General features: G+C 62.0%; 15 protein-coding genes, 1 tRNA gene and 3 pseudogenes. 3 read left to right on the top strand and 16 right to left on the bottom strand.

Annotation, left to right across the window (positions count from 1 at the left end; genetic code table 11):
- Positions 1 to 176 precede the first annotated feature (176 nt).
- Together ACM6G4_RS20260 and ACM6G4_RS20255 are read right to left on the bottom strand one after the other, a co-directional pair.
- Positions 177 to 665 (bottom strand): OmpA family protein, encoded by a 489-nt coding sequence (locus ACM6G4_RS20260; RefSeq protein ID WP_414914466.1) that lies wholly within the window; start codon positions 663 to 665, stop codon positions 177 to 179.
- 495 nt (positions 666 to 1160) lie between these two features.
- Positions 1161 to 3305, bottom strand: a pseudogene (locus ACM6G4_RS20255) (ImcF-related family protein); the annotation flags it as partial.
- Here ACM6G4_RS20255 and ACM6G4_RS20250 point away from each other — a divergent pair.
- From ACM6G4_RS20250 to ACM6G4_RS20240, 3 genes and pseudogenes are all read left to right on the top strand, one after another.
- Positions 3261 to 5432, top strand: coding sequence for a DUF2345 domain-containing protein (locus ACM6G4_RS20250; protein ID WP_414914465.1), 2172 nt, complete (start codon positions 3261 to 3263; stop codon positions 5430 to 5432). The pseudogene ACM6G4_RS20255 and the gene ACM6G4_RS20250 overlap by 45 nt on opposite strands.
- On the top strand, positions 5429 to 6058 hold the full coding sequence (locus tag ACM6G4_RS20245) for a DUF2931 family protein (protein WP_409079019.1): 630 nt from the start codon (positions 5429 to 5431) through the stop codon (positions 6056 to 6058). Before ACM6G4_RS20250 ends, ACM6G4_RS20245 begins: the two co-directional genes overlap by 4 nt.
- Positions 6059 to 6070: 12 nt before the next feature.
- Positions 6071 to 6352 (top strand): annotated as a pseudogene (locus tag ACM6G4_RS20240) (DUF2931 family protein); the annotation flags it as partial.
- A gap of 53 nt (positions 6353 to 6405) precedes the next feature.
- Here the strand turns inward: ACM6G4_RS20240 and ACM6G4_RS20235 are convergent.
- From ACM6G4_RS20235 to fdnG, 14 genes and pseudogenes are all read right to left on the bottom strand, one after another.
- Positions 6406 to 7422, bottom strand: a pseudogene (locus tag ACM6G4_RS20235) (AAA family ATPase); the annotation flags it as partial.
- Between the two features lie 144 nt (positions 7423 to 7566).
- On the bottom strand, positions 7567 to 8058 hold the full coding sequence (locus tag ACM6G4_RS20230; protein WP_409079022.1) for an Hcp family type VI secretion system effector: 492 nt from the start codon (positions 8056 to 8058) through the stop codon (positions 7567 to 7569).
- A 51-nt stretch (positions 8059 to 8109) separates the two neighbouring features.
- On the bottom strand, positions 8110 to 9813 hold the full coding sequence (locus tag ACM6G4_RS20225; protein ID WP_056724809.1) for an OmpA family protein: 1704 nt from the start codon (positions 9811 to 9813) through the stop codon (positions 8110 to 8112).
- Positions 9814 to 9820: 7 nt separating this feature from the next.
- Positions 9821 to 10501, bottom strand: a complete 681-nt coding sequence (gene tssL / locus ACM6G4_RS20220) for a type VI secretion system protein TssL, short form (RefSeq protein WP_056724808.1) — start codon at positions 10499 to 10501, stop codon at positions 9821 to 9823.
- Positions 10498 to 11853, bottom strand: a complete 1356-nt coding sequence (gene tssK, locus ACM6G4_RS20215) for a type VI secretion system baseplate subunit TssK (protein ID WP_056724805.1) — start codon at positions 11851 to 11853, stop codon at positions 10498 to 10500. Before tssK ends, tssL begins: the two co-directional genes overlap by 4 nt.
- Before the next feature lie 40 nt (positions 11854 to 11893).
- Positions 11894 to 13432, bottom strand: coding sequence for a type VI secretion system contractile sheath large subunit (gene tssC, locus ACM6G4_RS20210; RefSeq protein WP_056724803.1), 1539 nt, complete (start codon positions 13430 to 13432; stop codon positions 11894 to 11896).
- A gap of 34 nt (positions 13433 to 13466) precedes the next feature.
- On the bottom strand, positions 13467 to 13970 hold the full coding sequence (gene tssB / locus ACM6G4_RS20205) for a type VI secretion system contractile sheath small subunit (protein ID WP_056724801.1): 504 nt from the start codon (positions 13968 to 13970) through the stop codon (positions 13467 to 13469).
- 174 nt (positions 13971 to 14144) lie between these two features.
- Positions 14145 to 14240: transfer RNA gene (locus ACM6G4_RS20200), tRNA-Sec, on the bottom strand.
- A gap of 19 nt (positions 14241 to 14259) precedes the next feature.
- Entirely contained in the window at positions 14260 to 16167 is a 1908-nt protein-coding gene (selB, locus tag ACM6G4_RS20195; protein ID WP_223541219.1) for a selenocysteine-specific translation elongation factor, read from the bottom strand.
- Positions 16164 to 17594, bottom strand: coding sequence for an L-seryl-tRNA(Sec) selenium transferase (gene selA, locus ACM6G4_RS20190; RefSeq protein ID WP_056724796.1), 1431 nt, complete (start codon positions 17592 to 17594; stop codon positions 16164 to 16166). Before selA ends, selB begins: the two co-directional genes overlap by 4 nt.
- Before the next feature lie 51 nt (positions 17595 to 17645).
- Positions 17646 to 18572, bottom strand: a complete 927-nt coding sequence (gene fdhE, locus ACM6G4_RS20185; RefSeq protein WP_056724795.1) for a formate dehydrogenase accessory protein FdhE — start codon at positions 18570 to 18572, stop codon at positions 17646 to 17648.
- A gap of 3 nt (positions 18573 to 18575) precedes the next feature.
- On the bottom strand, positions 18576 to 19241 hold the full coding sequence (locus ACM6G4_RS20180) for a formate dehydrogenase subunit gamma (RefSeq protein WP_056724793.1): 666 nt from the start codon (positions 19239 to 19241) through the stop codon (positions 18576 to 18578).
- On the bottom strand, positions 19238 to 20173 hold the full coding sequence (gene fdxH, locus ACM6G4_RS20175; protein WP_056724791.1) for a formate dehydrogenase subunit beta: 936 nt from the start codon (positions 20171 to 20173) through the stop codon (positions 19238 to 19240). Before fdxH ends, ACM6G4_RS20180 begins: the two co-directional genes overlap by 4 nt.
- Entirely contained in the window at positions 20174 to 23239 is a 3066-nt protein-coding gene (gene fdnG, locus ACM6G4_RS20170; protein ID WP_223541220.1) for a formate dehydrogenase-N subunit alpha, read from the bottom strand.
- Between the last annotated feature and the right edge of the window lie 221 nt (positions 23240 to 23460).

The following is a 23460-nucleotide window of genomic DNA, read 5'->3' as shown; positions in this document are numbered from 1 at the left end:
CAAGTGGCGCTCATTTCGTTTGGGTCACACAAAACCCTCTGTAGGATCGAGCTTGCTCGCGATGGCGGAGTGTCAGCCTCTATCAGTGCTGGCTGTGTCGGCCTCATCGCGAGCAAGCTCGCTCCCACAGGGAATATCGGCTCCTCCCTCCCCGGCATCCGCTCCCGAAGCAAACCTCAGGTCGACGACTGACAGGCGCCCTTTTCCGGTACCAGACGAATATCGACACGACGGTTGGCTTCCCGCCCCGCCTCGGTGTCATTGCTGGCAATCGGTTGACTGGCGGCAGCCCCCCGAACGGCAAAGCAACTGGCCGGGATATCACCCATGCGTTGCATCCAGTCGTGCACGCTGGCGGCGCGGGCCTGGGACAGTCTGATGTTCTCTTCAGGATTGCCCGTGGCGTCACTGTGCCCGGTAATGACAATCAACAGGTCTGGCTGAGCCTTGATGTCGACCAAGGCATTGATCAGTACTTTGGTCGAGCCGGGCTTGAGCGTGGCACTGCCTGCCTCGAACAGTGACAGGCTGCGCAGATGCACGGGTTCGCCGATGTCCTGCTTGTGCTGGATAAAGGCCAGATGGCGGGCCCTGCCCTCAGTAGACGAAATGGTCACCCAGCCCTGCCACCACAATCCACCAACCAGAATCACGGTGGTGGTCACAGCAGACACCCACAGACTGATTCTCCGTATTTTTTTTCGCTGTTTTGAACCCGATAAATCGGGCAGCGGTGGACTGGGAATGATCATCACCGGCATGACATATTCCGGCACGTAGCCCCCGATCGAAGGCAGCCCCGGTGCGCTCGACAAGCGCCTTGCCTGCGTCCGCTGCAGCAGACTGCCGACTTGTTGACCCATCGCCAGCAGCGTTTGCGGAGCAATCAGCCCCGTGCATTCCAGGCGCGCGCGCAATCGGTCAAGCTCGGTGCCCAACTGGACAAGCGCCGGCAAGTTCCGCGAACTGATGTCCACACTCCGCATCAAGGCCTGCAGTTGACCACATAGCCAGGCCAGAATGTCCAGGCGCGCAGACTCCACCCACCGGAGTATCTGCGCTGATCGGTTGCAACCAGGCTTGCCAGCGCCCTGAAGTTTCCCGGGCCAGTGCCAGCGCATCGCGTTCGCCCAGGCAACTGCTGATCAATCCTTGCAAGCTCATGGCACTTCCCCGTTCTGCGCATAAGGCTCGGCGTTGTTGCCCACCCCGAGAAAAATCTGCGTCGGCAGCTTGAAGCCGCGCAGCTTGAGCAGCGCCAGCGGTCCCGCGCCCAGTTCGGTGCGCAGGTGCCAGGTCAGGCCCAGGCCGTCCGGGGCCTTGAGCTGCACGCGGTAGTGGCTGTCGCCGTCGTCCAGCGTGGTGACCCGAGCCTGTTCCAGAAGGCGGATCAAGCCCCAAGTGCCTTGGTAATCACCAAACAGACGCTCGCCGGCCTGCACGCTGGTCCAGGTCAGGCTCACCCCCGGACGGTCGCTGTAGCCTGGCCAGCTGAAGCGTTGCCAGCTTTCCTTCTGGTTGAAGTAGTGGTGTTTTTCGCCGTTGAGGATGAAGGTGGTCTGCACCACGTCGCGCACCGGCTTGGCCCGTAGCTCGAACCCCAGGCCGAGACCGCCGTCGGTGAACAGCACATCGGCCAGGTGGCTGAGCTGATTGAGCGCCGCGAGAAACCGCGGGTTGATGCGCAAGCCCTGGCTGTGCCGCGAGTCGGCCACCCAGCGCTGGCCTTCCTTGCGCAACACACCGCCCAGTTGCTGTTGCAGGAACTGCTCGATGCGTCCGGAGTCGGCACGGATCATTTGCCCCAGCATCGGCAATGACGCATCGCTGGTGGTCGCCACGAACGGGTAACGCCCGGCAAACGCGCCGTGCCAGTCGCTGACGATCGCCCGTTGCCACTGGCGATTGAGGCTTGCCGCCGACGGCTGCAGCACCCTTTGCCAGGCCTGTTCCAGCGGCTGCACGAACAGGGTCTGGCCGACCCCGCCCCACTCCGCCCCCAGGCTGGCGGCGATCAGGCTGCCGTAGGCGCGGGTGTCGGTGAGGTCGACGCTTTTGCCCTGGAACACGGTTTGCGCCAGGGCCTGGGTCATCTCCTGCGGATCGGCGGCGCTGCTTACCTGTTGCAGCTTCAGGCGTACCCGGGTGACTTGGGTGAGGAAGGCCTGCAGGCTCAGCCGGTCGTTGTCGTTCTTGCCTTCGGCCTCCTTGCCCAACAGCGCCAGCAGCGGACCGAAGGTGGCGTCCAGCGGACCGCTCGCGCCGCGGACTTGTTGGTCGATCAGCGGCACCTTGTCCTGGGTCATCAGCTTCTGCGCGGAGTGGATCAACGACGCACCCAGGGCCGGGCCGCGAGTGCCGGCCTGGCCCTGATACGCCAGGGTATTCATCAGCGCGATCAGCGGCGACTGGCGCACGTCGCTCATCAGGGTCAACTGGTCGATCACCTGATCCAGGCTGCCTGCCGGTTGCCAGTCCAGGCGATTGAGGAAGTCCAGCCAGGCGCTGGCGTAGTCCTGAAAGTAGCGCTCGGTCAGGCGTTCCTTGAGTTGCTCCGGGCTCAAGTCGGCGGCGAGGCTGGCGGGATTGTCGCTGAGCACCCAGTCAATCTCCTCGCGGCGCGCCTCGGCCACCTCGTCGATGGCTTGGCGGACCTGGCCCTCCCAGGCCTGGCGGGTGAGCACCCCGGGCACGCTGGCCGTGGTGGTGAACAGCGCGCGGGCGTCGGTGTCGCCGACCATCTGCGGCAAGCTCAGGGCCGGGTAGTGATTGGCCGCCGCATCGAGCACCTGGCGGTACAGGCTGGCTTCGGCATTGCGCTGGCCAAGCTGGCCGAGCAGTACCTGACGGGCCTGGGCCACCAGCGTCGGGTCAGCCTCGATACGCCAGGCCGGATGGGCGGCCAGTTGCTCGGCATAAAACTGCCAGAGGCCGGGTGACAGGCCCTGCCAGAGCCCCGGCGTCATGTCGGCGCGCTGCGCCTGGGTCTCGACCAGCACCTTGGCGAGGAAAGCCGCGTCGGCTTTTTCCGGGCGCGCCATCATCAGGTAGGCCTTGAGCTGCGCGTAGGCTTGCGGGGCACGCCTGGCGCGTTCGGGGCTGTCCGGCGGCAACTGGATCAGCGCCTTGAGTTGCTGCTGCAGCCTGGCCACGGCCGGGTCGCGCAGCAACCGCTGGTTGGCGTCGACGTAGCGCGGCCACAGCGTCGCCAGCAATGGGTCGTTCTGGTTGAGGCCGAAGCGCAGGTACCAGGGCGTGCCGTGCTCGGCGCGGTAGTCCAGGCGCCCCAGCTCGCGGGTCAACTCGATGAACTGAAAGCCGCGGTCCTGCTGCTCAGCGCACCCCAGGGCATCGCCCTGACCAGCGGCCAGCACCTGCAACTGGCGGCAAAAGACAACCTGATGCTCAACGCCGGCGGCGAGGCCGACCTCAGCGTGGTCAAGCGCCTGTTCATCGGCGTCGGCCAGGGCCTGAGCCTGTTCGTACGCAAGCTGGGGATCAAGCTGATCGCCAATCAGGGCCCGGTGAGGGTGCAGGCGCAGAACGACAAACTTGAACTGCTGGCGCGGCATGGGCTGGAGATCACCAGCACCGAAGATGAAATCCACATCACGGCGAAGAAGAAAATCGTCCTCAACGGCGGGGGCAGCTACATCACCCTGGAGACGTGTGGCATCGAATCCGGCACGGCGGGTGACCACAACATCAAGGCGGCGTTTCTGGAGTACGTCCCGACCAAGGTCACGCAGGCGGCGCGCCTGCCGCCGCTGCCGGCGGTGATTGATCCGCCGCTGGCGTTCGATCAGCAGTACCAGATTTTTGCCAACGATGGCGAGCAAGTCCTGGCCGGCGTCCCGTACAAGATCTCCAGCGCCAGCGGCAACGTGTGGAAAGGCACTACCGACAGCCAGGGTTTCACCGAACGGGTGTACACCGCTGTTCCTGAAGAACTCTCGCTGATCTACGACATGGACGAAGAGGAGGAAGAGGAAGAACTCGAAGGCATCACCCTGCGCATCGGGCTGTTTTTTGATGGCACCGGTAACAACCAGGCCAACGCCGCCCTCACCGAACAATGCCGGCGCGAGGATCTGCAACTGTTCGATGAAAGCGATCTGGCGTCCATCATTCAGTTGTGCAACCAGTATGGGTTTGACGAGTTTGATGGCAGTGGTTTTGGTCGTACGCCGGATAACAGTTATGGGAATGCGCCGAGTAATGTGGTGCATTTGTTTGCGCTGTATCCCGATCACGCTACAGATGGCCTTCCACCGGGCGGTGAGATGGGTTATGTAAAGGTCTATCTGGAGGGTATCGGTACCCGCAGCGGTGGTGACGACTCGCTTTTCGGGCAAGGTATGGGGCGGGGTGAAACCGGGGTGGTGGCGCGGGTTGAACAAGCGCCGGCAGCAATTGCGGAGCAACTACGTGATTTTTCGGTTGCCAACCCAGGTACTAAAATCCGTCGGGTTGAGTTCGACATTTTTGGCTTTAGCCGCGGTGCCGCCGCCGCACGCCACTGTGCCAACGAACTGCTCAAACCGGGTCGAGGTGTATTCGGTGATCTGCTGCAGGGAGGCCGCTTCGGCCTGCTCGACAGCTTCGACCCGGCGGTCGATATCAGCCTCAACCTGATCGGCCTGTTCGACACCGTTGCAGCCATCGGCGGCATTGACCTGAACGTGGCCGATGACCACAACCCGGGCGTGAACCTGTACCTGCCACCCGGTTGTGCGCGTCAGGTTATTCAGCTACAGGCGCGCGACGAGTGTCGCCACAACTTTGCCCTGAACGAGGTGCTGCACGACCATCGGCAAATCAGTCTGCCCGGGGTGCACTCTGACATCGGTGGCGGCTATCTGTCGCGTGCCCGGGAGCGGCTGTGGTTGACCCGGCCCGGTCGCCTCACCCTGCGACGCAACCAACCGGTGCAGTCCACTCCCGAGTGGGCCAAGGCCCTGGCTCAAGTGCAGGCCCTGCGCGCCAGTGGCCTGGCCGGCGACGGCAGCATCGAGGCCAAGGCCTGGCCGTTCACCCCGGCCGCCCGGGGCAAGCAGGAGTCCGACCAGGACCACTATCTGCTGGCGATTGTTCTGGATCGTCCGGTCCGAGGTGAATTGGCATTGATTGCCCTGCGCCTGATGCGCGAACTGGGTGTGCGTCATGGTGTGCCATTTGATGTCATCAATGACGACGACCGACGTTTCAAACTGCCTGAGGAGCTGCAACCGATCGCTGCACAAATCCTTGAGCACGCCCTGTCGGGCACCGAGGTCAGCCTCAACCCCGAGCAGGAACGTTTGCTGCGCGCTCACTATATCCACCAGTCCGCCCACTGGACACCCAGTAACGGTTTGATGATCAACAAGCCCGCGCCCGACAGCGCACGCAAGGTCCATCCCCATCGTCCGCAAAAGGGCTATCCGCAATGAAGCGTTTGAGCCTGCTGGTCGGCCTGTTGTTCAGCCTTTGCGCCTGCGCCGGTGGTCCCACGCCGCCCAAGTTGCCCTACCACAGCTGGTACGTCGGCCTGGCCGCGCCACGTTTCATGGAGGTCTGGGTCGAGAGCGTGGATGTGCTCGATCAGCGAGGGCTGGCGTTCTTTCGCGTGCATGCCGGAGTGGCCGGTTACACCCGCAAACCTGAAGGGTGGCACAAAGGGGGCGGATCGATGATGCCGGTGAACAATGTCGACTTGCCGGACCGCATCTTCGTGCGCTGGCAATCGCTGGTGGAGCCGCAGACCTACAAGATTGGTATCCGGATCCCCCAGTGGGTGCGCGATGAGATGGTCAGGCCTGAGCGGGTTTTCTGTGAAGCGGATCAGGAGAATGTAACGCTGTATCGCAACAGAATAACGTTGGGCATGGCGCCCGGTGGCATCGTCAAGGTTTGGGTGGGTGCAGGATGTCTTGGCTTCAAGGAAGTCGGGCGTTTTCAGGCCGAGATCGAGCCGCTAGGGCCTAATCAAAACGGTAAGGGTAACTATTACCGCGCACCGAAGCCTGAGGCGCAGGCCTATATCGATCAACACGGAATCCCCTATGGCACTTGGTAAGGGCTATCCGCAATGAAGCGTCTGATCTTGCTGGTTGGCCTGCTGTTCAGCCTGTGTGCCTGCGCCGGTGGTCCCACACCGCCCAAGTTGCCCTACCAGAGCTGGTACGTCGGCCTGGCCGCGCCACGCTTCATGGAAGTCTGGGTCGAGAGCGTGGATGTGCTCGACCAGCGCGGGTTGGCGTTTTTCCATGTGTCGGGAGGAGTAGTCAGTTACACAGGCAAAGCGGAAGGCTGGCACCAAGGGGCGGGGTCGACGATGCCAGTGAACAACGTCGATCTACCAGACCGCATCTTCGTGCGCTGGCAATCACTGGTGGAGCCGCAGACCTACAAGATTGGTATCCGGATGGTGCGCAATTCTCCGCGAGCCAGGGCGGGCTTGAGCAGATTTGCCGCATCGGCGCCACCGGCCTGGTTGCCGGCACCGATCAGGGTGTGGGCTTCGTCGATGAACAGCAGGACCGGAGTTTCTGATTGCTGAACGGCCTCGATGACGTTTTTCAGGCGTTGTTCGAACTCGCCCTTGACCCCGGCTCCGGCTTGCAACAGGCCCAGATCGAGGGTGCGCACGCTGACCGGCTTGAGGCTGTCGGGCACATTGCCCTCGGCAATGCGCAAGGCCAGGCCCTCGACCAGCGCGGTCTTGCCGACCCCCGGTTCCCCCACCAGCAGCGGGTTGTTCTTGCGCCGACGACTGAGGATGTCGATGACCTGACGGATTTCATCGTCACGCCCGAACACCGGGTCGATGCCTCCCTCCCGGGCCTTGGCGGTCAGGTCCTGGGTGTACTTGTCCAGCACCGCCCTCAATGCATCGCACCGTTGAGCACTCGATGAGTTGTCGAGGATCACCGCCTTGCGATCCAGCGTCTGCTCCTGTTGCAGGTGCGGTCGTTCTTCGGAGTGCTGGTCCAGCAGCGGGAGCAAGTGCTGCAATTGCACCGGACCGAGACTGAGCATCGGCCAGGCCGCTTCACAGGCCAGCAGTGTCGGGGTCTCCAGCAGCGCACCGAGCAGGTGGGCCGAGCGCAGGCTGTCATTGTCGTCGTCCAGCGATGCACGTAGCCAGGCGTTCTTGATCAATTGCTGTAACTTGCCGCACAGCTGCGGCTTGCCCTGCACGCTGCGCGGCAAGCTGTCGAGATGCTCGAGCAAGCCGTGCCAGAGGGCGTCTATATCCCATTCGTAACGGCGCGCAATAAGCGTCAGGTCACCCTCGCCCTGCTCCAGCAGTTTGAGGAGCCAGTGCTCGATGCTGATCTGCCCGTGGGCGCGGCTTTGGCACAACGATGCCGCCGCGCTCAAGGCCTGGGCGCAGTAAGGATTGAGGCGGCGAAGCAAACGGGTGGCGTGATGGGCCATGCTGGGCGTCCTTGTGCTGAGTTCCTGGCGTATTGCCGGTGGTGGGCTTGAAGCTCGATGTGCCGGGTTGAGCGTCCGCCAACAGGCGCTCAAGCCGACACACTCAAACCAGCAGGCAGCGTTCTGCCTGCTGGTGTTTTCGCGTCAGACGCTCTGGCGTTCGTTCCAGGAATCGCTGTGAATGATGTTGCCGTCCTTGTAGGTCCAGGTGATTTTGTCGTAACGCAGTTCAATCAATTCCAGGTGGTTGTGCTTCTCCTTCGAAGGGTCTTTGATGTCGTGCATTTTTGGCGCGACCTTCACCACCTTGACGTTTTCGAGTTGAGTCACGAAGTACTCGACTTCTTGGCCTGCGTCGTCGATGCGATACCACTTGAACTCGGCACTCTTGAGGGTCTGGCCAGTGGTCACCGCCTTGTACAGGTACGGGCTGGAGGCATCGATTTCCTTGGTGAACAGAAACGGGGCATGGACCCGGGCACCGGTCAACTTGCCGGTGTTGTTGTCGGTGGGGATGTACAGGCTGTGATCCTGGGCCAGCACCTCAATGCTGCCCTCGCGTTTTTGCACGTTCACCGAACCTTTGATGTCCGCGCCGCCGTCGTCTTGCAGCCAGAGGTAAATGGGAATTGCCATGTGAAACTCCTTTTCTAAGAACATGAATGCCGCGTGACGCGACTGGGGTTGTCAGCCCGGTATCGTTGGGGAATGCGAGCAAGCCCCCGTTTCCGGTATCAGGCGAATTTCGACTCGACGGTTGGCAGTGCGCCCCGCCTCGGTGTCATTGCTGGCGATCGGCTGCCTGGCGCCGAAGCCCTGGACAGCAAAACAACTGTCGGGCAGATCGCCCATGCGTTGCATCCAGTCCCGCACCGACGCCGCGCGGGCCCGGGACAGCAGAAGGTTTTGCGCGTCATTGCCCGACGCATCGGTATGCCCGGCGATGACGATCAGCCATCCCGGCTGGGCCTTGATGTCCGCCAGGGCATTGATCAGCACTTTGGTCGAATCAGGCTTGAGCACGGCGCTGCCGCTTTTGAACAGCGACAGGTTGTCCAGGCGTACCGCTTTGGCGACTTTTACCGCGAGTGGCGCTGACGGCAGAGTGCGGTGACTGGCAATCGCCGCCAGCACCGGCGCACGCAGTCGGTCGCCGCGATACAGGCCCAAACCCAACTTCAGCGGAGCACCATGACGGTAATGGTTGTCCAGACGCTCGGCGTGCTGGCGAAGCGTCGTCAATGCCGCTTCGCGCTGGACAATCCCGGTCTGGTCGAAAGGGGCCGGTGGCGCCATGGAGGTGTAGCGACGCAGGTCATCGGTGACCTGACGCGCCAGCAACATGTTCTGCCAGGCCGAACTGGCCAAGGCCACCGCAGTCGCGACCACAAACAGCCACAGCGCAATCACCCCCGCCCGGCGTATCGGCGTTCGCTGGATACGGATGGGCAGCAACTGCAGCAACGGGTCAGGGAATGGCAGTGGCGCCGCGCCTGCGGTCTGTGCCTGCCAGTCGACTGACAGCGACAGCTTGTCGCTCAGCCATTGTTGCCAGAGGTTCCCCGACACGGTCCGGGGCAACACCGGCACCAGCGTGATGGCGATGGCCACTGCGGGACCTATCGAATGGCGGCGGTCACGCGCGGCCAGGTCCGGCAGTACCGCCTCCTCCAGCCAGGCCGCAACGCTGCTCACTTGAACGCCGGTATGCATGCGCGCCATACGCGTGACATCGTCCACTGCCAACTGCTGCCAATCGACCAGGCCGGCATGCATCCCGGCCTCACGGACCTCGGGGCTGGTCTGACCCGCCTCCCAACTGAACCAGGCCCCCTCGCCCTGAGAAGCTTGCAGGTAACTGACCAGCAACATCGGCAATGCAATCCCGCGTTTGCGAACCAGGGCAACCTGATGACAAAAAGCCCGCACCTGCCCCGCCAGTACGGCGCGGTCGTCATGCTCGCCCGGGTTGGAAACGAACATGACAGCAAGCTGCCCGCCCCATGCCGGCCGACGGGCCAATACGCTGGCTATCAGCTCCGGCAGTTGCATCAGGTCTGGCACCCGCAAGTAGCAACCTTGCCCGGTCTTGCGCAACGCTGGCGAATCACCGGCAACCGCGCCGAACAGACCGTCCAGGCCATCACCACAGACCAATACCACCGGCTGACAATAATCCGCCGGTGGCAGCGTCAGGTTAGCGGCCAGCACCCGTGACCCGGCTTGACGCTTCGCCCGTCGCCCGATCCTGATCCAGACCGCTATGGCAACGCACGCCACGAACAAAACCGCCGTTGCACGTGTCCAGGCCGCCAGCGGGATGATCGCCAGCAATGCCAGGACAAGCGCGCCGGCCCAAAGCCAGAGGAGTCGATTGAGTTTGTACGTCATCGGTGGCTCACGCCTGGCCAGGCTGGAGGTTGGCGATGACACCGCCCAACAGGTGATCGAGCCCCAGCCAGATCCCCGTGAGCAACAACCCTGCCAGCACAACCTGGGCCAGCGGGGAACGCTGCCAACGCCAGCTGCCGGATCGGTAGCCGATGCCCGCTTGTGTCGCTAACCCATGGTTGAGTTGCAGTGGCGGAACCTGCGCATTCAAGGCTGCCAGCAGTTGCAGGCGATCAGGGTCATTCAGCTCGCGATAGCGGCCGCGAAAGCCCAGCATCAATACCCGCTGGAATGCTGTCAGCACCTGCCGGTCCGGTGCGGGCTCGCGCAACACTTCGCGCATGTCTTCATACAGAAACTCACCGGCCTGGTGGCGGCTGAAGAACTTCGCCTGCAAGGGTTCGCTGGCCCAGGAAGCATGATCTTTGCCCTCGGCATAGCCGAGCACGGTTTCATCGAGCAACGCGCATTGGGCGTAGCTGATGTAGTCGATGCTGCGCCGACTCAAACCGGCCTGTTCAAGCGACTGGCGAACGTATTCGATCTGGTCGGCACAACGTGACCACAGCCCCTGGCTGTTTTTTGCTGATCCAGCCTGGCGCAGTTCAACCACCAGCAGGTAGCTGTCCTGCAACAGGACGTCGATGTTCACGGGCGAGCGGGTTTGCTTTTCGGTTTTTCCGTTCATGTGCGCAACACCGCAAACAGTTCAAGCCTGACCTCGACCAATGTGCTCGGCACATACAATGCGCAGACCCCCGCGGCCAGCATCGCCAGCCCCTTGGCATGATTGAGATCAAGGGCGAAGTATTGATTTTCCAGGCGCAACGGAATCGCGGCCGGCACATGGCTGAGCGCCTGCATGGGCACGCCGTCCAGTGCAGCATTGATCAATTGATCCACCTCATCCGGCGTACCGATCTTGCACAGTCGAGGAAACTGGCTCTGCAACTGCGCGGCCGGCAGGCGACAACGCACGGACAGATAGAAGTCCGCGCCGCCAGGCTCACACAAACGAGCGTCGTTGAGACTGACTTGCCAGCGGTTGGCGCCCGTTTCCTGCAACTCCAGGGCGATGACCCGGGACGGAAGGCTGGCTTCCAGCAAGGTGGAAATCATGCTCATCAACGGCGGGAAGACGGTTTCCAGGTGTTCGTGCCGATAGGCAGGAATCAGCTCGATGTCATGTTCCAGCGAAAAGGTCAGCAGGCTTCCAGCCAGCCTGGCCAGTTCCAGATAGACCTGTTCGGGATGGCGCCCCGGATGCGCCTTGAGGTCAGCCAACACGGGTTGATAGCTGTTCAAGGCATTTAGCAGCCAGAACAACGACACATCGGCCACCGCAAAGTCCGCCATGCGCTGATTACTCTCGCGCCGCATGCCCATGAGCCGTTGACGCTTGGCGGCCAACTGGGTCAACAGATTGTCCAGTTGGGTAAGCAAACCCGGGTGAGCAGCAAAGCTGAGAAGCGGCGGTACGTAGCCCGGGTCGAGCATCCAGGCCCCCTGCCCGTCGCGAATCAGACGGGCAATCGGGCAAGTCAGGTAATCGGCGTTGTCATCGTTGACCAGGCGCAAGCTCAAGGCATGCTCCAGCACCCCGATCGATTGCACCTCATCGCCAAACACGTCTTGAACCTTGCGCCAAGCCTGACGATAGCGCATTGGTCGATCGGCCCTGCCCCCGTCGAACAGACAGTTGTTGCCATTGCCCTGTTCCAGCGGCAAGGCCAGCAACAGCGTGACGCTCTGACTGTCATCAGGCAGCTGCCGAGCCAACTCCAGTGCAGGAGGCAGGCGATCGACATGATCGGTATCGACCAGGGTACCGTCGGCCATGCGCAAGTGCAGCCGGGTCAGTTTTAACTTGCCCAGGCGCAGTGCCTGCAGATCAACGTCCATTGCTTGTACACCCCAGGGATGTACCAACGACAGGTGCGCAAGGCACTCATTGGTCCAGGCTTCCCAGCGCGCCTGCTGCTGGAATTGCTGCGGAGACAGCAACGCCCCCGCGGCCCACAGGGGGCGGTCGATCTTCATGACAGTCGTTTCCTACGAAATGGCCCGGGTTTGAACAGGCTCAGTTTTTGGCCTTGGGCATCTGCGAAACCAGTGACAGGTTGACGTCCATGCCTTCCACCTGAAAGTGCGGCACGGCGTACAACTTGACGCGGAAGAAGCCGGGGTTGTCCTCGATGTCTTCCACCGTCACCTTCGCCTCACGCAGCGGGTGCGAAGCCTGCAAATCGTCGCCGGGGTCGGTCATTTCGGTGACCAGCCCACCGATCCACTTGTTGAGCTCAAGCTCCAGCAAGCGACGATCCTTGGTGGTTCCGATGTTCTCGCGCTGGATCATTTTCAAGTAGTGAGCGATGCGCGACAGGAGGAAAATGTACGGCAAGCGCGAGTTGATACGGCTGTTGGCAGTCGCGTCGGCGGTGTCGTACAGGGCGGGTTTCTGGCTGGAGTTGGCTGAGAAGAAACACGCGTAGTCGCGATTCTTGTAGTACGACAAAGGAATGAAACCGAGGTTGGCGAATTCAAATTCACGCGTCTCGGGAATCATCACCTCCGAGGGGATTTTCACCTGATTGCCGGTGCCCAGGTCGTACAGATGAATCGGCAGGCCGGTGACCGCGCCACCCGACTGTGGGCCGCGGATCTGCACACACCAGCCGTTGCTGATGAAGCTCTTGACCATGTTCGCGGCAAACGCGAACGAGGCATTGGTCCACAGGTACTTGTCGTGGTCCGGCCCCTTGACGCTTTCGATGTAGTTGAAGCTGCGCACCGCAATGGTGTCAGGACCGTAGGGCAAGCGACCGAGCACCCGCGGCATGGTCAGGCCGATGTAGCGGGCATCGTCACTGTCGCGAAAGGCTTTCCACTTGATGTATTCGGCGCGGTCAAAGTAGTTGCCGATGTCCTTGATCGCAGCGACTTCTTCCATCGATTCCTTGCCGAAAAAAGCAGGTCCCACAGAACCTATGAACGGCATGTGTGCTGCGGCCGCCACCTTGGAAACATTGCGCAACAAGGCAACATCCTGAGGGCTGCGGTCGAATTCGTAATTGGAAATGGCTGCAGCGATAGGTTCGCCACCCGGCGTGTCGTATTCCTGGATGTAGCTATGGAAATACAACCCGCTCTGGGCGATTTCCGGTGCGTCTTCGAAGTCCTGGACCAAATGGTCCTTGCTGATATCCAGCAACTCGATGCGAACGTTGCGGCGGAAATCGGTTTGGTCGATCAGCGATTTCACGCCGCGCCAGGTCGACTCGACGCGCTGGAAGTCGGGATGGTGCATGACGGCATCGAGCTGGCGACTGATCTGCTCGTCCAACGATGCAATGTGCTCATCGAGCAGCGCCTTGTCCAGACGCTCGACTTTATGTGAAGACTGCTTGAGCAAGTTCAGGAAAACGCTGACGGCAGCGGTCACGCGCTCATCGGCAGAGGCCTCGGACAATGCTTCATTGTCCTGAAAGGAGTCGAAACCGGCCAACTCCTCTACTGGATTCAGATTGATCTTACTGAACAAAGCGCTATATATACCCTGGCTTTCTTCAGACAACACTGTATCGCCACGCGATTGCGCGGAAGAATGTTCAACGGACATTTAGAGTTTTCCTGTGAAGCGAACCGAAGGGAAATTAACGAACTTCTTTTGGAGCCAGGGCAGCCAGTTCGGCACGCAGTTCGTCACTCAGCGCATCATCCTTGAGGATGCGCTCCAGTTCGTGCCGAAAGGTCGCGTTGTCCAGCAGGTTCGACTTGAGATCGCGCAGCAGGTTGCGCATGGCCAACAGTGCGCGCAACTGCGGAATCTGCCGCGCCACCTGTTCCGGTTCAAAGTCTTTCATGGCCCGGAAACTCAATTCCACAGAGGTGTCGCAGTGGTCATTGACCAGTGTGTTTTCCACCGCCAGCTTCAGGCTTGGTGAATACTCGGACAAAACACTGTCGAAATTATTCTTGTCAATGTTCATTTTGTTTCTTGCGGACAGCGGGCGCTGTTCCTTACCGTTGCTGTAGTCGCCCATCACCATCAACTTAAGCGGCAATTCGACTTTTTTCTGTGCGCCACCCGTGTGCAAATCGAGCTTGATATTAACTCGAGCCTTGGGCACTTCGTTTTGAAAACTACTTGCAGTCATCATTCCTCCTGACACCCGCGCAACTGTAACAACCATCACGAAGATAAATAAGACTGGAATCCAGAACGGCGATCAACTCTATACGCAGAGTTGCCATCCACAGCCCTTAAATTCCTTTCAATGCATAGTGGTCATCCAGTACCCGTTGGACTTCGGGCCGTTCTGACCGGGAAGTGGCGGAAGGCAGCCGGAGTCGAACCTGCCCGGGAACGGATGCCGTCCCCAACCGGGTTTGAAGCCCGGCCGCGCCACCGGGCGCGATTGCCTTCCTTGAAATCATGTCTTTGAATCAGTGCTCTATGTGCTGGGCCAACGCACTGTCCAGGCGAATCTGCCGGCGATCACCCAAGCGTCGTGTCAGACCGATACGGTCAAAGTACTCCAGTATCTGAATGCTGCGCTTGCGCCCCAGACCCACCGCATCCCGAAATGCCGCCACCTGGATCACCGGGTTGGCGTCCGCCAGCTGCAACAGCATAGCCGTCAATCGGCGAATCATGTTGTCGGGGTAAAACAGATCGCGCACCACCTGGTGCATCAAGCCCAGACGCGCCATCTTGCGTAGCAATGCGCGGACGGTCGCTTCGTCATGCCCCAGGTTACGCACCCAGGGCGGGTCGAATCCGGCCTGTTCGAAAAGCGGCTGCAATTCTAGCCACAGGGCTTCGTCCTCTTCGCTCAAGCGCACCTGATGCCCGGGCAGGTGCAACCACGGTCCGCTGCTGGCGATGTCGCCGCTGGCCAACAACTCGTCGAGCAGGCTGATAAACGTTGGGCGTTCCAAAGTACTGCCGGTGAATCGGCGCAGGCGGTCCCGATCCGGGCCCATCTGGTCCGGTTCGAGTTCATGGAAACGCGCGAGTTGCTCCACTAAAGGCGATTTCAAGGCTTCCCAACGGCTGGCACTGAACAGCAATGGGCCTTGGCGGGTATCGATCAGGCGCACGTCAGCGGGCAACACCCAACTGCTGCGCGGTCGGTTGAACTGTCGCGCCAGGCGCTGTGGATCGAGCCCTGTGTCGCTATTGGCCAGCAATGCCGGCAAAACATCCTCCAGCGTTGCGCTGTTCACCAATGCATGCAGCTGCGCCAATCGTTCGGGGCTGCGGCGTTGCCGAGTGGGAGCAAACGGGTCGAGCACCCGGCCGCCGCCAAGGGTGCGTTGGGCACTCTGGTCGCGCAGGATCAGCGGATCGCCTTTCACCGCATGCACCGGTGTATTGAGCAGCAGTTGCGCCAGCATCCGCTCACCCGGTGCCAGGCTGGCGCCTTCGAGCAAGGCGACTCGACCGGTGACGTCCAGGGTGCCGAGGTGTACGTGCACCGGTTGAAAGTGCTCGAAGGCGCGGGGTTCGGTGGCTAGCAACTGCATGTCGATGTCCAGGCGCTGGGTGGGCGCATACAGGGCTTCGGCGAGTAACCAATGGCCGCGATGGATATGCTCCAGGGCCAGCCGTTCGGCACTCAGGTTCAACGCCACGCGCTGGCCGGCCAAGGCGTGGCCGGCGGCCTGGTTTTGCGCGTGCAGGCCGCGAACGCGCACCGGTTTGCCTTGTGGCCCCAACAGCAGGGTATCGCCCACCGCGACCTGACCGGACAGCGCCGTGCCGGTGACCACGATACCGGCCCCGGCCACGCTGAAGGCCCGGTCGATCGCCAGGCGAAAACCACCTTCGGTGCTGCGCTGCTGCACTCCGCGCTGGGCTTGCAGCAATTGTTGGCGCAGGGTTTCGATGCCCTCGCCCGTCAGGCTCGACAGCGCAATCAGCGGTGCATCGGCATACGGCCCGGGCGCCAACAAGGTGCGGACCTGATCGCGCACCTCCTGTACCCGGGCGCTGTCGACCCGGTCGCACTTGCTGATCGCCACCAGTGCCCGAGGGATACCCAATAGCTGGACAATCGCCAGGTGCTCGCGGGTCTGCGGCATCACCCCGTCATCGGCGGCCACCACCAGCAACACCAGATCGATGCCCTGCGCCCCGGCCAGCATGTTGTGGGTGAAGCGCTCATGGCCCGGAACGTCGATGAAACCGGTCAGCGGCGCATCCGTCTCCAGCGCGGCATACAGGTAGCCGAGGTCGATGGTCATGCCGCGCTCGCGCTCTTCGCGGCGACGGTCACCCGCCTGACCGGTCAACGCCTGGAGCAGCGCCGTCTTGCCATGGTCGATGTGCCCTGCGGTGCCGACAATCACCCTGCCCGGCCCTCCACCTGTAATTGATCGAGCTGCGCCAGCCATGCCGGTTCGTCGTCCAGTTGCCGCAGGTCCAGCCACAGGGCGTCATCGTCGATGCGCCCCAGGACCGCAATCGGCAAGGCGCGAAAGGCCTCTTCCAGCGTCAACAGCGAACGCCCGCGCAAGCGCTTGGAGGTCAGCGGGCGCAGACACAGCGCGGCGCTGGCCAGCCGCGCCACCGGTTGGCTGCCGCTGCCGATCATACCCAGCGCCGGCATGGCACTGACGCTCCAGCCGTCACCCAGCACCTGGGCCAGCCACGGTCGCAAACGCTCGGCCTGGGCGAGGATATCGGCCTGTGGCCGAGTCAGCAGGCGCAGGCTCGGCAAACGCTCGGCCAACCGGTCCGGATTGCGGTACAAACCCAGCACCGCTTCCAGGGCGGCCAGGGTCATCTTGTCGACGCGCAGCGCCCGCTTGAGGGGATTTTTCTTGATCCTGGCGATCAGTTCCTTGCGGCCGACAATCACCCCGGCCTGTGGCCCGCCGAGCAGTTTGTCGCCACTGAAGGTGACGATGTCCGCGCCATCGAGCAGGGCCTGGCGCACTGTCGGCTCCGGCGGCAAGCCCCAGCGGGACAAGTCCAGCAGACTGCCGCTGCCGAGGTCTTCAAGCAGAGGCAAACCGTGCAGATGGGCCAGTTGCGCCAGTTCGGCAGTCGGCACGCTGGTGGTGAACCCTTGAATGCTGTAGTTGCTCGCATGCACGCGCATGATCAAGCCGCTGCGCGGGCCGATGGCAGCCTCGTAGTCGCGGGCATGGGTGCGATTGGTGGTGCCGACCTCAATCAGCTTCACTCCGGCGCGGGCCATGATATCGGGGATGCGGAAGGCGCCGCCGATTTCAATCAGTTCGCCCCGGGAGATAATCCCTTCCTTGCGCGCGCCCAGGCTGTTGAGGGTCAGGAGCACCGCCGCGGCATTGTTGTTGACCACGGTCACTGCTTCGGCGCCGGTCAGCTCGCGAATCAAATTTTCGATCAGGTCGTCGCGGTCTCCGCGCTTGCCGCTATGCAGGTCGAACTCGAGGTTGAGCGGATAGCGCGCGGCCATTTGCACCGCTTCAATCGCCTCCTCTGGCAACAGCGCCCGGCCGAGGTTGGTGTGCAAGACCGTACCGGTGAGGTTGAACACCCGGCGCACATGGCTGCGATGCTGGGTTGCCAGTCGCTCGCCGACCCTGCCCGCCAGTACATCAGGGCTGACTTCAACAGCTTCGAGCAAACCCTGTCGTACCCCTTCGCGCAATTCATCCAGCAATAACCGCAAGGTGGTCAGCAAGGCCTCGCGCCCATAGCGCTCGGCCAACGGCTGGCACGCCGGGTGGCGCAACAGACTGTCGATGGAAGGTAGACGCAGGGGTTGGCTGGCACTGCGTGCAGACATCTGGCGCTCCTGATAACGAATGACCCTCGCGCCAGAGTGTAGACGCTGCGGTTACTCGTCTCCCGGCGCCAGCAACAGATTGGGTGCCAGACGCTGATAACCGTCCTGGGCCAGGCGCATGTCGAGCATCAGGCTGGACAGGTCGGCCGACAACGCTTCGGCGTGCGCATCGTTCTCCAGATAAAGCAACTTCAGATAGCTGTTGCAACCAGGGCAGACTTCGGCGCGCAACGGCGCCTGGTTGGCGGCATGGCGATCATCTTCAAGGCTGAGGTATTCCAGGCCCTTGCTCTGCTCGCAATACACGCACTTGACCCGCACCACATGCCACTCGCAGGCGCACAGCGAACAGACCAGGTAACGCAAACCGTTGTGCTTGCCGCGATGGCGGATGACCCCGGCCATGGCCGGCGAGCCACAGGCCGGGCACTGGCTGAGGCTGTCGCCGGCGGTCAGCGAGAGGTTTGGCGTACTCAACAGCCAGTGGCTCCAGGCCGTTTGCAGCGCCGCACCGAGAAACGGCACCAGCGCGGCCGGCACCAGCGAATACTGGCCGCTGACCAGTGCCACCGCCCAGGCACGACGCTGCCCGGCACCGGCCAGGCGCAAGCTGTCCACGGCATCGGCCACCGCGGATTGTGGCGGTGCGTTATAGCGCTGCAACAAGGCATCGAGGTAAAGCTGCCAATCGTCTTCGCGCGCCAGGCTATCGGCCGCGAACGGCGGCAAGCCATGTTGCTGGCACAACTCGATGCGTTGTCGGTCGAGGGGTTCGCTTGAGGGCGGGTCGTCCAGTACCTGTTGCTGCACCCGGCACAACCCGGCGATCAGGCGCAGGTAGTCGGCCAGCGGGTGCCCTTTGGCCAGCATTTCCAGGCGCTGGGCACGCAGGTTGAACAGGTTGGGCGGTGGCATGTACAGAAACGGCGGCGAACTGGCCGCCGCTTCGATTTCTCCAGGTTCCAGGATGGTTGGCAAAGGTCAGCCCTTTTTAGTGATCGGTCGCTCGGGCGCTTCGTCGCGGGTCTCATCTTGAGTCACTTGGCGATACCAGAGTTCGTGGTGTTTCCTGGCCCAGTCGCGGCTGACCCTGCCGTGCAACATGGCGCTGACCGAGCCCTTGATCCAGATGCCAGCATAGATGTGCACGATGATGCTCAGGATCAGCACAAAACCGGCCAGCGCATGCAGCAACATCGCCCAGCGTATCGCGGTGATGCCGAAATACTCGCTGAAGTACGCACGCCAGATCACCAGCCCGCTGAACAACAGCACCAGCATGCACAGCAGTAAAGTCCAGAACAGCAGCTTCTGCCCGGGGTTGTATTTGCCGATGGGCGGGACGCCCTCCTCCTCATTTTTCATCACCCGGTCGATGCGCCTTAGCCATAGGCGATCATTGGCGATGAAGTAGTTGGCGCGCCAGAAGCGCAACACCAGTGCGAGGAACAGCACGAACATCAGTATGCCCATGAACGGGTGCAGGATACGTGTCCATGGCCCGCCGCCGAACAGGTTGCTCAGCCAGAACAGCGCCGGGTGGAACAGCGCCAGCCCGGACAGCCCGGCCATGAGGAACAGAATCGCCACCAGCCAGTGATTGGTGCGCTGGTTGCTGGTGTAGCGCAGGATCGTCTTGTTGCTCATGGCCTGCCCTCCCCACGGGGATCGAAGGTGTGCACCGACGGGTCGACTTCATGCACGGCGGTGTCCGGCGGCTGCGGATGTTCATCCTCTTCGACGATCTGCGGGCCGACACGCACGTAGTGGAAGAACCCGGCCACCACCGCTGCGCCCATGGCCAGCAGCGCCAGGGGTTTGCTGATGCCTTTCCACAGCCCCACCAACGGACTGATCGCCGGGTGATCGGGCAAGCCGGCGTACAGCCTTGGCGTATCGGCGTGGTGCAACACGTACATCACGTGGGTACCGCCGACGCCTTCGGGGTCGTACAGGCCGGCGTTTTCAAAGCCCCGGCTCTTGAGGTCGACGATACGCTCGGCCGCATGTTCCTTCATGTCGTCCTTGGTACCGAACACGATGGCGCCGGTCGGGCAGGTTTTCACGCAGGCCGGTTCCAGCCCTACCGCGACCCGGTCCGAGCACAAGGTGCATTTGTAGGCCTTGTGATCCTTTTGCGAGATCCGTGGAATGTTGAACGGACACCCGGTGATGCAATAGCCGCAACCGATGCAATGATCCTGATCGAAATCGACGATGCCATTGGCGTGCTTGATGATCGCCCCCGGGCTGGGGCATGCCGCCAGGCAACCGGGTTCGGCGCAGTGCATGCAGCCATCCTTGCGGATCAACCATTCCAGGTTACCGGCGTCGGTCTCGTGCTCGGTGAAGCGCATCAACGTCCAGGTTTCGGCGGTGAGGTCCTGCGGGTTGTCGTAGGTGCCATGGTTGTGACCGACTTCGTCACGCAGTTCGTTCCATTCCGAACAGGCGACCTGGCAGGCCTTGCAGCCGATGCATTTGGTGGTGTCGATCAGCTTGGCGACTTCCTCCTGGTTGCGCACCGAAGGCGGGACTGTGGTGGTGGCCGAACGGGCGATGATGTCTTGGCTGGCCATTTAGACTTTCTCCACGTTGACCAGGAATGATTTGGATTCCGGGGTCTGGGTGTTGCCATCGCCGAGGAACGGCACCAGGGTGTTGGTCAGGTAGCCGTGGCGCGTGAGGCCGGTGAAGCCCCAGTGCAACGGAATGCCGATCTGGTGCACCACCTGGTTGTTGACCTGCAGCGGACGAATCCGCTTGGTCACCACCGCCACCGCTTCGATGAAACCGCGCTTGCTGCTGACCCGCACCCGGTCGCCGGCGACGATGCCTTTTTCCTTGGCCAGCACTTCACCGATCTCGACGAATTGCTCCGGTTGGGTAATCGCGTTGAGCTTGCAATGCTTGCTCCAGAAGTGGAAATGCTCGGTCAGCCGGTAACTGGTGGCGGCGTACGGGTAATCCTTGGCCACGCCGAGGGAATCCCACACCGAATCGAAGATCCGTGCCGCCGGGTTGCTGGTGGCTTTCTTGTTTTGCGGGTGCAGCGGGTTGATGCCGATCGGCGTCTCGAATGGCTCGTAGTGTTCGGGGAACGGGCCTTCGTTCATCTTGTCGACGGCGAAGAATCGCGCCACGCCCTCGGGGTTCATGATGAACGGATTCATCCCCGCTTCCGGCGGCACGTCGGCCTTGTAGTCCGGCACATCGGTGCCGCCCCAGGTTTTGCCGTTCCACCACACCAGGCGTTTTTTCGGATCCCACGGTTTGCCTTGCAGGTCCGCCGAGGCGCGGTTGTAGAGAATCCGCCGGTTGGCCGGCCAGGCCCAGGCCCAACCTTGATGCTGGTGCATGCCGTATGGGTCGTTGTTGTCGCGGCGGGCCATCTGGTTGCCCAGTTCGGTCCAGCTGCCACAGAAAATCCAGCAGCCGGACGCCGTGCTGCCGTCATCCTTGAGCTGGCCAAACCCGGCCAGTTGCGCATTGGCCTTGATCGCCGCGCCCGTGGCGTCGGTGAAGTCAGCAGTGGCGGAGCCGTTGATTTCCTTGGCCAGCTCTTCCGGCGAAGGTTCCTCGGGGATCTTGTACGGCCACGACAACTTGAGCATCGGATCGGGGTATTTGCCGCCATTGGCCTGGTAGCGCTGGCGCAGGCGCAGGAACAGCTCGCTCATGATGCGGATGTCGGTGCGCGCTTCGCCGGGGCCATCCGCGCCCTTCCAGTGCCATTGCAACCAGCGGCTGCTGTTGACCAGCGAACCGTCCTCTTCGGCAAAACAGGTGGTGGGCAGGCGAATGACTTCGGTCTGGATGTCGGCGCTGTTCACGTCATTGTACGGCCCGACCTTATGCCAGAACTCCGAGGTCTCGGTGGCCAGCGGATCCATCACCACCAGCCACTTCAACTTCGCCAATGCCACCATCACCCGGTTCTTGTCGGGTAATGCGGCAATGGGATTGAAGCCCTGGCACATGTAGCCGTTGACCTTGCCCTGGCCCATCAGGTCGAACACCTTGAGGATGTCGTACTGGGGAATATCCAGTTTCGGCAGGTAGTCGTAGGCCCAGTTGTTCTCGGCCGTGGCGTTGGCGCCGTACCAGGCTTTCATCAGGCTGACGTGGAATTTGCCGTAGTTCTGCCAGTAGGACAGTTGCCCCGGGCGCAACGGTTTTTGCGTGCGTTTGACGATGTAGGCGTTGTAATCCTGATCGGCATCGCCGGGCAGCGTGAGGTAGCCCGGCAATGAGTTGGACAACAAGCCCAAGTCCGTCAGCCCCTGGATGTTGGAATGCCCGCGCAAGGCATTCACGCCGCCGCCCGGCATACCGACGTTGCCCAGCAGCAGTTGCACCATCGCCGCGCTGCGAATCATCTGCGCGCCAGTCGAGTGCTGGGTCCAGCCCAGGGCATAGAGGATGGTCATGGTCTTGCCCGGCGTCGAGCAGGTGGCGATCTCCTCCCAGATTTTCTGCATGGCGTCGACCGGCATGCCGCAGATCTGGCTCGCCAGCTCCCTGGTGTAGCGGCTGTAATGCTGCTTCATCAATTGATAGACGCAACGTGGGTCCTGCAGGGTCGGGTCGACCTTGGCAAAACCGTCTTCACCAAGTTCATAGCCCCAGCCGGACTTGTCGGTGTAGAGACGCTTGGCCGCGTCGTAGCCGCTGAAAATCCCGTCCTCGAAGCCATAGCCGGCTTTGACGATGAACGACACGTCGGTGTAGTTGCGCACGTACTCGTGCTGGATCTTGTCCTCGGTCAGCAGGTAATTGATCAGCCCGCCCATGAAGGCAATGTCGGTGCCGGTGCGGATCGGCGCGTAATAGTCGGCCACCGAGGCGGTCCGGGTAAAACGCGGGTCGACCACGATCAGCCGCGCCTTGTTGTGCGCCTTGGCTTCGGTCACCCATTTGAAGCCGCACGGATGCGCTTCTGCTGCGTTGCCGCCCATCACCAGGACCAGGTTCGCATTGGCGATATCGGTCCAGGTATTGGTCATGGCACCACGGCCGTACGTCGGGGCAAGACTTGCCACCGTCGGGCCGTGTCAGACACGCGCCTGGTTATCGAACCCCAGCATGCCGAGACTGCGCACCACTTTGTGGGTGATGTAGCCGGCTTCGTTGGACGCCGCCGATGCCGCGAGGAAACCGGTGGTCAGCCAGCGGTTCACCGTTTGGCCCTGGGCGTTCTTCTCGATGAAGTTGGCGTCGCGGTCGGCCTTCATCAGGTCGGCGATGCGATCGAGGGCTTCATCCCAGGAGATGCGGGTCCATTCGGTGCTGCCGGGTTTGCGCACCTGCGGGTATTGCAGGCGACCGGGGCTGTGAATGAAGTCCAGCAGGCCCGCGCCTTTGGGGCACAGGGTGCCGCGGTTGACCGGGTGGTCGGCGTCACCTTCGATGTGGATGATGTTTTGCGCGACATTCTTCGCCGCATCGCCCTGGCTGTACATGATCAAGCCGCAACCGACCGAGCAATACGGACAGGTGTTGCGGGTTTCATGGGTGTGGGCGAGCTTGAAGTGACGCACCTGTTCGGCAAAGGCAACCGTCGGGGCCATGCCCAACGCGCCCAGGCTAGAGCCTGCAAGGCCGATACCGGCGACCTTGAAGAACTGACGACGGCTGAGATCCATCGTGCACTCCTGATCAGGTGGAACCCGGTACATGGCCGGGCCTTTTTGAACAACCACGGTCGCGGCAGCCTGGCTGCCGACACTTGAACTTTAGTCAATGCTGTCGAAATCACCATGACAGCCGACCGTCGGGCGATTCCCCGATGCGAGCCAAGGCACACAACCTGTGGGAGCAAGCTCGCTCCCACAGGGCTTGGCGTTTATCATGGTCAGCATTCCAA

Origin of the sequence: Pseudomonas sp. IT-P258 (assembly GCF_949767825.1) — a bacterium.
Lineage (GTDB): Bacteria > Pseudomonadota > Gammaproteobacteria > Pseudomonadales > Pseudomonadaceae > Aquipseudomonas > Aquipseudomonas monachiensis.
The sequence above is the reverse complement of the archived record's forward strand: the minus strand, read 5'-3'. Positions and strand labels throughout refer to the sequence as shown.

Excerpts from the sequence above, each read along its gene's own strand:
- tssB (WP_056724801.1), bottom strand. The coding sequence starts at position 13,970 with ATGACTGCAAGTAGTTTTCAAAACGAAGTGCCCAAGGCTCGAGTTAAT.
- tssL (WP_056724808.1), bottom strand. The coding sequence starts at position 10,501 with ATGAACGGAAAAACCGAAAAGCAAACCCGCTCGCCCGTGAACATCGAC.
- tssC (WP_056724803.1), bottom strand. The coding sequence starts at position 13,432 with ATGTCCGTTGAACATTCTTCCGCGCAATCGCGTGGCGATACAGTGTTG.
- selA (WP_056724796.1), bottom strand. The coding sequence starts at position 17,594 with ATGTCTGCACGCAGTGCCAGCCAACCCCTGCGTCTACCTTCCATCGAC.
- ACM6G4_RS20180 (WP_056724793.1), bottom strand. The coding sequence starts at position 19,241 with ATGAGCAACAAGACGATCCTGCGCTACACCAGCAACCAGCGCACCAAT.
- ACM6G4_RS20245 (WP_409079019.1), top strand. The coding sequence starts at position 5,429 with ATGAAGCGTTTGAGCCTGCTGGTCGGCCTGTTGTTCAGCCTTTGCGCC.
- tssK (WP_056724805.1), bottom strand. The coding sequence starts at position 11,853 with ATGAAGATCGACCGCCCCCTGTGGGCCGCGGGGGCGTTGCTGTCTCCG.
- ACM6G4_RS20225 (WP_056724809.1), bottom strand. The coding sequence starts at position 9,813 with ATGACGTACAAACTCAATCGACTCCTCTGGCTTTGGGCCGGCGCGCTT.
- fdxH (WP_056724791.1), bottom strand. The coding sequence starts at position 20,173 with ATGGCCAGCCAAGACATCATCGCCCGTTCGGCCACCACCACAGTCCCG.
- ACM6G4_RS20230 (WP_409079022.1), bottom strand. The coding sequence starts at position 8,058 with ATGGCAATTCCCATTTACCTCTGGCTGCAAGACGACGGCGGCGCGGAC.